The organism is Skermanella sp. TT6 (assembly GCF_016653635.2).
Lineage (GTDB): Bacteria > Pseudomonadota > Alphaproteobacteria > Azospirillales > Azospirillaceae > Skermanella > Skermanella cutis.
In genome coordinates, this window is sequence record NZ_CP067422.1 from 423,829 (window position 1) to 436,136 (window position 12,308).

Sequence of the window (12,308 nt, forward strand, 5' to 3'; positions counted from 1 at the left end):
TTCTTGTTGGTCGGCCTGCCCGCGCGGGGCAGGCCGTTCTCGTCGGGGTCCAGGGGACCGGTTCCGTTACTGCTGCGGCGGCGGTGCCTTGCGGACCGTGCTCTGCGGGTTGAGGCTGCCGATGTTGCCGCTCTCGGTGCCGGCCGCCGGGTCGATCACCGCGTTGATCAGGGTCGGCTTGCCGGAGTCCATGGCCTCGCTGACCGCGCGGTACAGCTCGTCGGGAGCCGTCACGTGGACGCCGACGCCGCCGAAGGCTTCCATCATCTTGTCGTAGCGGGAGTCCGGCACGAAGACCATCGGCGAGGGATCGTTGCCGCCGGTCGGGTTGACGTCGGTGCCGCGATAGATGCCGCTGTTGTTGAAGACGACGATGCAGACCGGCAGCTTGTACCGGCAGATCGTCTCCACCTCCATGCCGGAGAACCCGAAGGCGCTGTCGCCCTCGATGGCGAGGACCGGCTTGCCGGTCTCCACGGCGGCGGCGACGGCATAGCCCATGCCGATGCCCATGACGCCCCAGGTGCCGACGTCCAGGCGCTTGCGCGGCTCGTACATGTCGATGATGCCGCGCGCCAGGTCGAGCGTGTTGGCGCCTTCGTTGACCAGGATGGCGTCCGGCCGCTCCTTGACCACGCGGCGCAACGCGCCCAGGGCGCCGTGGAAGTTCATCGGCGACGCGTTGCTCATCAGCTTCGGCGCCATCTTGGCGATGTTGGCCTCGCGGCGCTCGACGACTGCCTTGGTCCAGTCGGCCGGCGGGGCGGGCCACTGGCCGTCCATCCCGGCGAGCAGGGCCGACACGCAGGAGCCGATGTCGCCGACCACGGGGGCCACGATCTCGACGTTGCTGTCCATCTCCTTCGGCTCGATGTCGATCTGGATGAACTTCTTCGATCCGGGCTCGCCCCAGGTCTTGCCCTTGCCGTGCGACAGCAGCCAGTTGAGGCGGGCGCCCACCAGCAGCACGACGTCGGCATCCTTCAGCACCATCGAGCGCGCGGCGCCGGCGGACTGCGGATGGGTGTCGGGCAGCAGGCCCTTGGCCATGCTCATCTGGAGGAACGGAATGCCGCTCTTCTCGACCAGCGCGCGGATCTCCTGGTCGGCCTGCACGTAGGCCGCACCCTTGCCGAGCAGGATCAGCGGGCGCTTGGCGTTCTTCAGCACGTCGAGGGCGCGCTTGACCGCGTTCGGGTCGGGCAGCTGGGCCGGGGCGGGGTCGATCACCTTGACCAGGGACTTGCGGCCCGCCGCCTCGTCCATGACCTGGGAGAACAGCTTGGCCGGCAGGTCGAGATAGACGCCGCCCGGACGGCCGGAGACGGCGGCGCGGATGGCGCGCGCCACGGCGATGCCGATGTCCTGGGCGTGGAGCACGCGGAAGGCCGCCTTGCAGTGGGGCCGCGCGATCGCCAGCTGGTCCATCTCCTCGTAGTCGCCCTGCTGGAGGTCGACGATCTCGCGCTCCGACGACCCGCTGATCAGGATCATCGGGAAGCAGTTGGTCGTGGCGTTCGCCAGGGCGGTCAGGCCGTTGAGGAAGCCGGGGGCCGACACCGTGAGGCAGACGCCGGGCTTCTTGGTCAGGAATCCTGCGATCGCGGCGGCGTTGCCGGCGTTCTGCTCGTGCCGGAACGAGATGACCCGAAGCCCCTCGGCCTGCGCCATGCGGAGCAGGTCCGAGATCGGAATGCCGGGCACGGCGTAAAGGTGCTCGATGCCGTTGAGCTTGAGCGCGTCGATGACGAGCTGGAAGCCATCCGTCAACGCTTGCGGCGCATCGAATTGCGATGCGTCGGCGCCTTGGTTCTTGACCGCTGTTGCAGCCGCACTTGACATAACAGTAGCTCCTCCCCGAGCTCCTTAAGGTTCAAGATCGGTCAGTCGAGAAAGTCGCAGTGCTTCTCGACATGGGCCGCCAAGTCGAGCGTGTGGTCACGCACGAGCCGTTCGACCAGATCCGCGTCCCGCTTTTTCAGTGCGTCGATGATGTGCCTGTGCTGCACGATCGACCGGTGGGCACGGTCATCCTGTTGAATGGTGATCTTGCGGATGGCCCGGATATGGACGAACAGGTTCTCGGTGATCTCGATGATCAGATTGCAGTCCGACGACCGGATGATGGATTGGTGGAACTGGATGTTGGCGTCGGAATACTCGTCAAGGTGACCTTCCAGCCCGCCGTTGGAGAAGCCCGTGACCAGTTCCTCCAGGGCCAGGATCTCCGCGTCGGTGCAGCGCTGGGTGACCAGCCGGGCAGCCATGCTCTCCAGGGCCGCCCAGACCGTGATCATCTCGATGATCTCGCGCTTGGTCTTGCGGACCACGAAGATTCCGCGACGGGGGACCGAGCGGACGAAACCCTCCCGTTCCAGAAGCGCCATCGCCTCGCGGACCGGCGTACGGCTGACGCCCAAAGCCTCGCACAGCTGACGCTCGTCGAGCCGGATCTCGCTGGGGTGGTCGTAGATCCCCATCTGCGAAATCGCGCTTTTCAGCGCCGCATAGGCCTTGGTCTTGAAACTAGCCCCCGTATCCAGGGGCTCTACCGCGAACTTCATGGTGTTCATAACTGTCTCCACCCGTCCCGGCTCTTTTGCTTTCCAGCGCTTCGTCCGGTGTTCGGCTCGGTATTCGCGTTCCGGCCTCTGAATGAAGAATACTGTATACCAGATACGGTCTACCCTACAAGGGGCTTTGTGATCGAACGGGAAATTTGTTTTGTCAGGTGGGGGTGCAGGCGCAACATTCTTGTTGCATCGCAGCAATGCGGCGCGGGGGAGAGGGGGGAATCACCGGTGCGGACGTGGCGTGTCCCGGATGGTCGGCTGGAGCTGTACCCGATCAGGTCGATCCGCCCGAGACGGCTGATCCGATGCGTTGCGCCATGGGCGCAACCCACGACCGTCGGCCGGTATCACCCCCGCCCTGCATCAAGCCGTAGGTTGCGCCCGTGGCGCAACACGGTGCGGCAAGTGGAACGGCCGGAATACCGGGTCACTCGCCGGGGCGGAGGAGGCCGGGGAAAACGTCGCCCGGCGCCTGGGCGTCCATCAGGCGGTCCATGTAGGCGTCGTGCTGGTCCGGCGTCGCGGTGTCGATCAACCGTTCCACATCCGCCGGCAGGGTGCCGAAGCGTCGGGTGAACTGGCGCTTGAGCAGGGCGGCCCTGCCCTTGGCCTCGCCCTTGGCAATGCCCTTGGCCTCGCCCTCGGCGATGCCTTCGGCCTTGCCCTCGGCGGCGCCTTTGGCGAGCAGTTCCCGTTCCCACTTCTTGATGCGTTCCGCCAGCATGCCCTGAACCTCCTCGATATCCATCGGCACCGTCGCGGCCGGCGCGGGGCCGACCAGGCCCGCGACCGCGTGCGCCACCACATCGCCGAATGCCAGCCGCAGCGTAGCATGTCCCGGATGCTCGGCGAACCAGGCCACCGCCTGGGCGACCAGGCCGGGCAGGTCGTCCGGCCGGTCGCAGATCTCGATCCGGAACAGCAGCGCCACCAGGCTGTCGTGCCGGGCCAGGTCCTCGGCGCGCAGCCGCTTCTCGTCGATCAGATGATAGCGGACCTGCGGCTGCCAAGGCCAGAGCGGCGAGTCCTCGGGCAGCGCCACGAGGTCGGTCGTGTCGGCGGGGCAGTCCCAGCGGGCCTCGCCGGCGTAGAGCACGATCGGCAGCAAGGGTGGCAGCCGGCCGCCCGGGGCGAGGGCGCGGACGTCGATGATCTGCTGCCAGAGCAGGCCGGAATAGACCTGCACCCGCACCGGCATGAACCGCTCCGGGGTCGCCTGGAACTCCAGCAGCAGGTAGATGTGGACCATCTCGCCGGCCAGCGTCGGCACGCGCCAGATCACGTCGCCCTCACGCCGGTCGCCGCGGGGGGCGTGGAACTTGGCGTTGACCCGTTCCAGCCGGGTGAAGTCCAGGAGAGCGGCGATCCCGGCGGGCAGGAAGCCGCGCACGAGCTGCTCGATCATCACCGGGTCGGAGAACAGGCGGTGGTACAGGGAGTCGGAGGCTTGCATGGTCGCGGGCATCGGTCGGGTGATGGTCGCGCGAACAGCAGCATACTCCCGCAACCATCGGCAAGGGTCGGACGGCGCCGCGACCTTCTGACCCGGACGGGGCCTTTACCGCACGGCCGCCGGCGGCCAGGTCGGCGGCGGGCGATCCGTTCAGGGCTTCAGCAGGTCGTCGACCGCGGCGAGGAGCTGGCTGTCCCTGAACGGCTTCCCGAGATAGCGGTCGAAGGCGATCCGGTCCTTGACGGATGCCTCGGTCACCGCGGTGGCCAGGATGATCCTGACCTCTTCCAGGGGCGGGGTGTCCCGGATGCGGCCGACCAGTTCCGCGCCGTCCATCAGCGGCATCATGTAGTCGGTGATGATCAGGTCCGGGCTGAAGCCCTCGAGATGCCGCAGGGCTCCCAATCCGTTGTAGGCCTCGCGGACCTCGTGCCCGTACCGAGCGAGCAGCGCCGCGTTGGCCATGGTGTTGAGGATTTCGTCATCGACCAGGAGGATGCGCGCCATCAGCCGATCCTCCCACCGGACGGGGACTCTTCGTCGATGATGACGCCCCGGCCGTCGATGACGAAGGGCCTGATCGCGGCGTCGAAGGCGCTGTGCCGCATCTTGATCACCGACAGCAGGCGCCGCAGGGTCGAGTCCTTCTCGGCATAGCGCAGCAGCACGACGTTCTCGGCCACCGACGCCACGTCCTCCTGGACGGTCAGCTCCGGCAGGAAGAAGTCCCTGGCCTCGGCCGTGCACAGCATCGTCGCCTGCTCGGCCCGGAGCAGCAGGGTGAGCGCCGTGAAGAATGCCTCGTTCCGGTTGTCGAACACGGCGGCATTGCCCAGCGCGCCGGCGCCGTCGATGAACACCCGGCGGGCGCCGGAGCCGCGGACCGCGTCCAGCAGCGTGTGAGCCATCTCGTCCAGCAGGGTCTCGGTGCGCGGATACCAGAGCACGCGGACCGCGCCCGAGGCGCACAGCCCCTCGAGGTCGATGCCGAGCCCGCGCGCCTTGCGCATCAGCTCCCCCGGCGCCTCGTAGCAGCTCAGCAGGATGCCGCGCTCGGCCGGGGAGCACCGGCCCATGAACATCAGCCCGCACGATGTCTTGCCGCTGCCCGCCGGCCCGGCGACCAGGGTCGTCGAACCCACCGTCGGGCCGCCGCCCATCATCGCGTCGAGCTTGGGGATGCCCATGCCGACGCGCTCGACCGGGATGCGCCCGGCATCGACCGGCGTCGGCAGCGTCTCCAGCCGGGGCCAGACCTGCAGGCCGCCGCCCGTGATCTCGATCAGGTGGCGCCCCGGCAAGGTCGGGCTGCCGCGGAACTTGTGGACGATCAGGGACCGGACGGCGCGCGCCGAGAACAGTTCCTCGCCCAGTTCCAGGATACCGTCGACCACTGTGTGCTCCGGGCTGGACGACGGGCCGGTCGCGTTGATGATCAGCAGGATCGCGCATCGGCGCAGCGCCGCGTCGCCCTGGAGCGCGTAGAGGAAACGCCGGAACTCCCGGTCGCACTCGGCATATTCCTGGATGACGTGGAGCCCGTCGATCACCAGCACCGAGGGCTCGAACCTGTGGAGGGCGTCGCGCAGCAGATCGTGGAAGCCCTTGATGCCTTCCTCGATTAGCATCTGGAACCCGTTCACGTAGAAGAGCGGGTCGGGCACCAGCCGGGTGTCGGCGAAACCCAGCGAGGCCAGGTTCTGGAGCATCTGGTCGTGGGATTCCGCGGCCAGGGTGACGTAGACGGCTCGGCGCGCCTCGTGCGCCTGATGGAAGACGATCTGGTTGGCCAGGATGGTCTTGCCGCTTCCGGGCATGCCCTGGAGCACATAGACCCGGCCCTCCGCGAAGCCGCCGCCCAGGACGGCATCGAGCCCGCGGATTCCCGACGGCAGCCGCTGCGGGGAGAGTCGATCGGCCATGGGCGCCACCAGCGGTCAAGAGTGCTTCATATGCCTTTGCCGGAACGGGGCGGCGAGACATGGCACCAACGCTTACCTTTGGTGCATGTTCCTTCGATACTTGCGTTTTCCTTGACGCCCGGGCGCTGGACGATGCGATGTCATTCCGGGACGAGGCCGGCGGCCTCGCGGTCGCGGGCGTCGGCGCTCCGGGAAAGCCCCTTCTTCACGGTCGCCCTGTCCTCGGCGGTGCGGTTCTGGCTCATCTTCCGCTTGGCGTCGATCCGCGCGATGGGCAGCCGCAAACCGACGATGCCGCGCAGCTGCGCACGGACGAAATCGGGCGGCGCGTCGCCGACGGCCCAGGGCCGGGGACGCGGCGCCTCGTGCAGGTCGGTCAGGCGCGTGACGACGTCGAGCAGGCGGTCGGGATCGTCGTAGAACTCGACCGGGCCGTAGGCGTGGACCGCCACGTAGTTCCAGGTCGGGACGACCTTCCCGTCCCGGCCCTTGCCCTCGTACCAGGAGGGGGTGACATAGGCGTCCGGACCCATGAAGATCGCCAGGGCCTCGCCGGCCGGCGCCGCTTTCCACTGGGGATTGGCCTTCGCGACGTGGCCATGGAGCGTGCCCATCTCCCCTTCGCGGTCATCAAGGAAAAGGGGCAACGGCGTGGATACCAATCCGCCGGCCGTGGCCGTGACCAGGTTGGCGAGCCGGGCGGCCCGCATCGTCTCGTGGATGAAGGGCAGGTCGCTCTCGCGGAACGCCGGGGGAACATACATCGGGGTCTCCTTGGACGGGATGGAGTCTTACCGGAAAACGGCCCATTTCGAACGGCCGATCAGGGCATAGCACAGCCGCAGGATTTGCGCCCCGGGATCAGGCGATCAGCGTCGCTGCGATGGTGACCATGACGATGCCGATGCCCAGATCCAGCATCCGCCATGCGCCGGGCCGCGCGAAGACCGGCCGCAGCAGGCGCGCGCCATAGCCTAGGGAAAAGAAGAAGAGGAAGGAGGCCGTCATGGCTCCAAGCGCGAAAAGCCCTTTGTCGGCCGCGAACTGGGTGGACACGGAGCCGAGCAGCACCACGGTATCCAGGTAGACATGAGGGTTCAGCCATGTCAGCGCCAGGCAGGTCGCCAGCGTCGCGCCGAGGCTGGCGGGAACGGCGTCCGCCGGCATCAGCGCGTTCCCCGAACGGGCCGCCGCCAGGAAGCTGCGCAGGCCGTAGGCGAACAGGAAGGCCGCGCCGGCATAGCGCGTCGCCGTCTCGAGCCAGGGTATCCATGCGCTGGCCCGGGCGAAGCCGCCCACTCCCGCCAGGATCAGCACGGCGTCCGAAACCGCGCAGGCCAGGCAGACCGCCAGGACGTGTTCGCCGCGCAATCCCTGGCGGAGCACGAAGGCGTTCTGCGCGCCGATGGCGACGATCAGGCTGAGGCCCAGCAGAAGGCCGGGGAGGAAAGCGGACAGCATGGTGGGCCACCTTGGTTGCGGAGGCGGCTTCACTAGCACGGCGGACCGGATTAGCATGCTTAAAGATGATCAGCTTGATTAAGGAATGCTAATCCGTGCTCGATTACGCCCTGCTCTCCGCCCTGGCGGCCGTCATCCGCACCGGCAGCTTCGAACGGGCGGCGCAGCAGCTTCACGTCACCCCCTCGGCGGTATCGCAGCGCGTCAAGCTCCTGGAGGAGAGGCTGGGGACGATCCTGGTGGTGCGCGGCTCCCCCTGCGCCGGCACGCCCGCGGGTCAGCGCCTGTGCCAGCACGTGGAGCAGGTGGCCCTGCTGGAGAGCGAGTTGCGCGAGGAGCTTCCGGGCATCCGGCACGCCGGGCCGCCGGTGACCGTCCGCATCGCGGTGAACGCCGACAGCCTCGCCACCTGGTTCGTCGCCGCGATGGCCGAGACGCGGGACTGCCTGTTCGACCTCGTCATCGACGACCAGGAGCACAGCGCGGACTGGTTGCGCCGGGGCGAGGTCCTGGCGGCCGTGACGTCCGGCGCCAAGCCGGTGCAAGGCTGCGACAGCACGCCGCTGGGCGCGTTGCGCTACGTCGCGACCGCCAGCCCGGAGTTCGTCCGCCGGCATTTCCCCGGCGGGGTGCATGCCGGGTCCCTCGCCCATGCGCCGTGCCTGACCTTCGACAGCAAGGACCGGCTGCAGACGCTATGGACGCGGCAGGTCTTCGGTGCGGAGATCGCGCCGGCCACCCACTGGCTGCCGTCGTCCCAAGCGTTCATCGACGCGGCCCTGGTCGGCCTCGGATGGGGAATGAACCCGGAGATGCTGGTCGCCGACCATCTGCGGACCGGCCGGCTGGTCGCCCTGGTCCCGGACCAGCCGCTCGACGTTCCGCTGTTCTGGCAGCGCAGCCGGATCGCGAGCAGCCGCCTGGGCGACATCACGCGAGCCGTCCTCCGCACGGCCGGCGCCATGCTGGAGTGACGGCAAATTCTATGCTCGCCATTTCCACGCCGTGCGCGGCTGCTCCGATGCGTTGCGCCACGGGCGCAACCTACGCTCGTCGGCCCGTATCACTTCCGCCCTGCGTCGAGCCGTAGGTTGCGCCCATGGCGCAACACAGTGCGGAGAGTGGAACGGCCGGCTGCAAAGACCGAAGCGGGATCAGACGACCGCCTCGTCCATGTAATGGGGGCCGGTCCGGTCGGTGAGGATCAGGAACGATTCGAACAGCAACCCGATGGCGGCGGCGCTGGCTTCGTTCTGCCGAAGCAGGAAGATCAACTCCAGCAGGATCCCGTGGGGCGGCCGGTATCGCAGGATGAATTCGCAGACGAACATGACGCAGACGAGATCCTGGAACCGCGTGGCATCGACCCCCTTTTCGATGGCGTCCTGCTCGGAAATCAGCTGGATCGGGCGGCATTGACGCAGGAAATACAGGAGCGCGCCGGCGAACTTTCCCTTGGAGACCTGATCCGTCCGGCGGCGCTCCTTCAGGGTGCGGACGAAACGGTCGGTTTCGTCCAGCGCGCGGGCCAGCTCCAGCGCCGACACGGCCACGTCCGCCCGGTCCAGGTCGAGAGCGCGGGTCACCATCCGCGCGGTGTCGGTGAAGGCATCCGACAAGGCGCGGCGATAACCTGCTCCCATGGCGGAAGTCATTTCATCTTGCCCAACCCGGCGGCCAGACGCCGAACGTATTCGTCGGGCAAGTCGTTGGATAACCTGCGAACATCTTCGGGATCGAAGTCCATCGCCGAGTTATTCTTGTGGATCGGCCTGCCCAGTCGGCCGAAGTCTCGCGTGGCTTGGCGGAAAATCTCTTCGAGAGCCTCAGCGTCGCCCAATTTATCCAGACTTACGCCCATCGCAATCTCCTGTTTCAGAAGGCGCCGACGGCGGCCCTGATATCCTCGTTATCGAACATCGATGCGGGCCGCCTCAAGGCGGACGGATCCCACTGGAAAGGCTCGACCGGTTCAGCATCATGCTCGGCCTTGCGGTCGGGGCGCGCATTGAACACGGTGGAGGTGATCAAAGCGGCGGCCTCCAGTGCTGCATCGATGTCCACCGTCATGATCCGGCGCGCTTCGCCGACGAACAGCCCCGGCCCAAGCTCTTCCGCCGACGCCAGCAGGTCTATCGGACCGTGGCGCAGCGCGCCGGCCAGTGCGTCCAGCATCGGGCGCTTGGCGGCGAGCGCCGCTTCGATATCGGGTCCGAAGGTTTCGCGGAATTCCCCGATGACCTTGAACCGGACCACGTCCGCGGTGCCGCCCGCGATCGCGATCGTCAGGCGCTCGCCCGACCCTTCGATCGGCTCGATATAGATCGGGTGCCACGTGATCGGCGTTCTAGCCACCGGCTACTCCTTTCAGCGCCTCTCCGACGGAATGTTCCAGAAATCCGCGCACGCGGCTACGGCGCTCCGCAAGGAACGCTCCCAGGGCGCGGAAATCCTCCTCCGGAATCAGCCCCAATCCCCGGATCGCCGCTTCGGCGCCGGCCAGCGCGTTGTCGTTGGCGGCAAGCTTGGCGTCGAGGATGGAAGCGCCATGCATGACCTGTCCGAGCAACTGTTCCCTGGCCATGCCGCGAACCGCTTCCGCGACGAGGCAGTTCCCGAAGCTGAGCTGCCGCAGGTCGGCGGGCGCCCATCTGGCGCCGGTGAAGGCATGGCCATGATCGATCAGCCAGACGCCGCCGTTCCCGTCGAGCAGCAGGTTTCCTTCATGCCGGTCGATCACCGCGGCCCATTCGTCGAATGCCGCCGCCATGCCCAGGGCCGGCCATTCGACCAGGCGACGGCGCATCGCGCCGATGGCATCCCGGCGGACCCTGTCGAACAGGCTGTCGGGCATGTCGCCGCGCCGGGGCATCTTGAAGACCGTGGCGAAGGCGTTGCCGCAGGTCGCGCTGGCGAACATCAGGCGTCCTTCACCGATGCCGAGGCTGCTGCAAAGCTCCGCGGGAGCCGCCGGCCCCTTGACGGCTTCGGGTATGGTTCCGTCGTCGATGACGATGTAGGCTTCGGGGATAGGCAGGCCGACGGTGCGGCAGAGGGCATGAGCCATCAGCTCGTTCGCCAGCTGCCGGGCGTCGAGATCCTTGATGATCGCCGGTATCGCCGGTCCCGAAGGCGCCTGGATCGCACCACGCCAGGATCCGTTGACGCCTTTTTCGCGGGCATGCAGCGGGTTCTGGACCGAGGCGATCAGCGCCAGCCTGCTCCTCCCATGCATACCAGCCCGATTCCTCTCTCCTGAGGCGGGGAACGCAAATCCTCCGCCGCGAATTAGTGGTACATCAAGCCGGAAGTTTGTCAACCGTCATACCCGACCCCGCCTCACGCCTGATAGGCGATCCTGAGCGCGCCCCAGTGGCGCCCCTTGACCAGGATCGGGGCCGATACGTCCTTCATCAGCTCGAAGGTGCCGCCCATGTCGCGGCGGTAGGCCTGGAGCAGGAAGGGATCGCGGCTGCGGCCGGCGGCGAGGCCGACGCGGTCGTTGAACATGCGCCGGTTCCGGCAATGGGCGGCGTTCCATTGGGTGTCGCCGGGCCGCTGGGGATGGCGGTACTTGGCGTTGTGGGTCGGGAAATAGCCGTTGCGGTCGGTCGCGTTGCAGAAGACGATCCTGTCCGACATCTCCAGGATACCGTCCAGGTAGCCTGCCAGCAGCCGGTCGGCGGCATCGCTGAACCGGGTGACGCATTGCTCGGGCGAGGTGCCGGGCACCGGCCTGTAGTCCGCGTCGAACAGGGCGTCCAAGGTCAGGGTCCCGGCGTCGATCGCCTGCTCCAGGATCGAGGCGACGCGGGCTGCGCCGTCCCGGACCGCGCGGATGAACGGGGTGTCGACCGTCTCGACGTCCAGGCGGCTGGACAGGCCGATCAGCTTCTCGCTCGACGCCAGCAACCCGTTCAGGCGGTCGCGGGCCTGGTTCAGGTTGCCGCTGGACCGGGTGATCCCGGCGGACAGCTCGACGATGCGCCGCTCGACCGTGGCGATGCCGGTCCCGATCAGGCCGGCGGAGTCCTCGATGCGGTCCTGCTGCCGGTCCACGTCGTCGATGGCGCCGGCCAGGGTCTCCATCAGGTCGCCGATCCGGCTGGCGTCGCTGCCGACCGACGACGCCTTGGCAGCCGCCCCGGCCCCGCGGGCCGCCAGGGCCTTCACCTGCTCGGTCAGGTAGCGCAGGGTCGCGTCGATCTCCTGGGTCGCCACGGCGGTCTTGCCGGCCAGTGCCTTGACCTCGTGGGCCACCACGGCGAAGCCGCGTCCGGCCGATCCGGCCCGCGCCGCCTCGATCGTCGCGTTCAAGGCCAGCAGGTTGGTCTGCTTGGCGATCGCGCTGATCTCCTGCGCGACCTTGCCGACGCGGACCAGCGCGTCGGTCAGGTCGGCCGACTGCCTGTCGATCGCCGTCACGTCCTCGGTCAGGGTGTGCAGCCCGGCGAGCGCGTTGTCTACCTGGCCGCGGCCCTGGGCCACCTGTTCCTGGGCCTTGGCGGTCACCGCGCGGGCGGCCGCGGCGGCGGCGCCGACGTGCCCGGTCCCGGCCGCCATGTCGGCGGCATCGCCGCGAAGCTCCGCCAGCACCGAGACCTGGTGGGCGATCCGGCCGCTGACGTCATCGACATGGCCGGCCACGTCGGCGAACGCGACGCCGAGACTGCCGATTTCCCGCGCCAGTTCCACGATGGCCGTTTCGGTATTGGCCGCCTGGTCGGCGCCGATGGACACGCTGTCTCTCATAGAATCCCTCCCGTGACAGGCTGGAGTTGACGACGCCGTTCTCCAGTCGTGTTTTTTCGGAGAAGGGTATCGGGCGGCGGTTAACAGTTGATTCAAAGCCACGGAGTCTTTCGGCCTAGCCTTTTCGGCCGGTTTGTCTTCGCGAAG

The 12,308-nt window shown here is 67.8% G+C and carries 13 protein-coding genes; 1 reads left to right on the top strand and 12 read right to left on the bottom strand.

Annotated elements, in window-relative coordinates; translation table 11 throughout:
• Nucleotides 1-66 precede the first annotated feature (66 nt).
• From oxc to IGS68_RS33405, 7 genes are all read right to left on the bottom strand, one after another.
• Nucleotides 67-1,842: an oxalyl-CoA decarboxylase gene (gene oxc / locus IGS68_RS33375; RefSeq protein ID WP_201083133.1), complete on the bottom strand. Its 1,776-nt coding sequence runs from the start codon at nucleotides 1,840-1,842 to the stop codon at nucleotides 67-69.
• A 41-nt stretch (nucleotides 1,843-1,883) separates the two neighbouring features.
• Nucleotides 1,884-2,573 carry a GntR family transcriptional regulator gene (locus IGS68_RS33380; RefSeq protein ID WP_201083135.1) on the bottom strand — a complete coding sequence of 230 codons (690 nt, stop codon included), beginning with the start codon at nucleotides 2,571-2,573 and terminating at the stop codon, nucleotides 1,884-1,886.
• Nucleotides 2,574-3,000: 427 nt separating this feature from the next.
• Nucleotides 3,001-4,026 (bottom strand): Rpn family recombination-promoting nuclease/putative transposase, encoded by a 1,026-nt coding sequence (locus IGS68_RS33385; protein WP_201083137.1) that lies wholly within the window; start codon nucleotides 4,024-4,026, stop codon nucleotides 3,001-3,003.
• 150 nt (nucleotides 4,027-4,176) lie between these two features.
• Nucleotides 4,177-4,533, bottom strand: a complete 357-nt coding sequence (locus IGS68_RS33390) for a response regulator (RefSeq protein WP_201083139.1) — start codon at nucleotides 4,531-4,533, stop codon at nucleotides 4,177-4,179.
• Nucleotides 4,533-5,948 (bottom strand): ATPase domain-containing protein, encoded by a 1,416-nt coding sequence (locus IGS68_RS33395; protein WP_201083141.1) that lies wholly within the window; start codon nucleotides 5,946-5,948, stop codon nucleotides 4,533-4,535. The genes IGS68_RS33390 and IGS68_RS33395 overlap by 1 nt, the downstream gene beginning before the upstream one ends.
• 140 nt (nucleotides 5,949-6,088) lie before the next feature.
• On the bottom strand, nucleotides 6,089-6,712 hold the full coding sequence (locus tag IGS68_RS33400; protein WP_201083142.1) for an FMN-binding negative transcriptional regulator: 624 nt from the start codon (nucleotides 6,710-6,712) through the stop codon (nucleotides 6,089-6,091).
• A gap of 97 nt (nucleotides 6,713-6,809) precedes the next feature.
• Entirely contained in the window at nucleotides 6,810-7,409 is a 600-nt protein-coding gene (locus IGS68_RS33405) for a LysE/ArgO family amino acid transporter (RefSeq protein WP_201083143.1), read from the bottom strand.
• Nucleotides 7,410-7,504: 95 nt separating this feature from the next.
• Between IGS68_RS33405 and IGS68_RS33410 the strand changes: the two genes are divergently transcribed.
• Nucleotides 7,505-8,383 carry a LysR family transcriptional regulator ArgP gene (locus IGS68_RS33410; protein ID WP_201083144.1) on the top strand — a complete coding sequence of 293 codons (879 nt, stop codon included), beginning with the start codon at nucleotides 7,505-7,507 and terminating at the stop codon, nucleotides 8,381-8,383.
• Nucleotides 8,384-8,563: 180 nt separating this feature from the next.
• On the opposite strand, the gene IGS68_RS33415 is transcribed toward IGS68_RS33410, so the two are convergent.
• The 5 genes from IGS68_RS33415 to IGS68_RS33435 are packed head-to-tail and all read right to left on the bottom strand — an operon-like array spanning nucleotide 8,564 to nucleotide 12,161.
• Nucleotides 8,564-9,052 carry a hypothetical protein gene (locus tag IGS68_RS33415; RefSeq protein ID WP_201083145.1) on the bottom strand — a complete coding sequence of 163 codons (489 nt, stop codon included), beginning with the start codon at nucleotides 9,050-9,052 and terminating at the stop codon, nucleotides 8,564-8,566.
• Nucleotides 9,053-9,060: 8 nt separating this feature from the next.
• Entirely contained in the window at nucleotides 9,061-9,270 is a 210-nt protein-coding gene (locus IGS68_RS33420; protein ID WP_201083146.1) for a hypothetical protein, read from the bottom strand.
• A 14-nt stretch (nucleotides 9,271-9,284) separates the two neighbouring features.
• The gene (locus IGS68_RS33425; RefSeq protein WP_201083148.1) at nucleotides 9,285-9,764 is read right to left on the bottom strand and encodes a hypothetical protein; all 480 of its coding nucleotides are present in this window, start codon (nucleotides 9,762-9,764) and stop codon (nucleotides 9,285-9,287) included.
• Nucleotides 9,757-10,728 carry a hypothetical protein gene (locus IGS68_RS33430; RefSeq protein WP_201083150.1) on the bottom strand — a complete coding sequence of 324 codons (972 nt, stop codon included), beginning with the start codon at nucleotides 10,726-10,728 and terminating at the stop codon, nucleotides 9,757-9,759. The genes IGS68_RS33425 and IGS68_RS33430 overlap by 8 nt, the downstream gene beginning before the upstream one ends.
• Before the next feature lie 20 nt (nucleotides 10,729-10,748).
• Nucleotides 10,749-12,161: a methyl-accepting chemotaxis protein gene (locus IGS68_RS33435; protein ID WP_201083153.1), complete on the bottom strand. Its 1,413-nt coding sequence runs from the start codon at nucleotides 12,159-12,161 to the stop codon at nucleotides 10,749-10,751.
• Between the last annotated feature and the right edge of the window lie 147 nt (nucleotides 12,162-12,308).

Coding starts and splice junctions, on each gene's coding strand:
- oxc (WP_201083133.1), bottom strand. CDS start 1,842: ATGTCAAGTGCGGCTGCAACAGCGGTCAAGAACCAAGGCGCCGACGCA.
- IGS68_RS33380 (WP_201083135.1), bottom strand. CDS start 2,573: ATGAACACCATGAAGTTCGCGGTAGAGCCCCTGGATACGGGGGCTAGT.
- IGS68_RS33385 (WP_201083137.1), bottom strand. CDS start 4,026: ATGCAAGCCTCCGACTCCCTGTACCACCGCCTGTTCTCCGACCCGGTG.
- IGS68_RS33390 (WP_201083139.1), bottom strand. CDS start 4,533: ATGGCGCGCATCCTCCTGGTCGATGACGAAATCCTCAACACCATGGCC.
- IGS68_RS33395 (WP_201083141.1), bottom strand. CDS start 5,948: ATGGCCGATCGACTCTCCCCGCAGCGGCTGCCGTCGGGAATCCGCGGG.
- IGS68_RS33400 (WP_201083142.1), bottom strand. CDS start 6,712: ATGTATGTTCCCCCGGCGTTCCGCGAGAGCGACCTGCCCTTCATCCAC.
- IGS68_RS33405 (WP_201083143.1), bottom strand. CDS start 7,409: ATGCTGTCCGCTTTCCTCCCCGGCCTTCTGCTGGGCCTCAGCCTGATC.
- IGS68_RS33415 (WP_201083145.1), bottom strand. CDS start 9,052: ATGGGAGCAGGTTATCGCCGCGCCTTGTCGGATGCCTTCACCGACACC.
- IGS68_RS33420 (WP_201083146.1), bottom strand. CDS start 9,270: ATGGGCGTAAGTCTGGATAAATTGGGCGACGCTGAGGCTCTCGAAGAG.
- IGS68_RS33435 (WP_201083153.1), bottom strand. CDS start 12,161: ATGAGAGACAGCGTGTCCATCGGCGCCGACCAGGCGGCCAATACCGAA.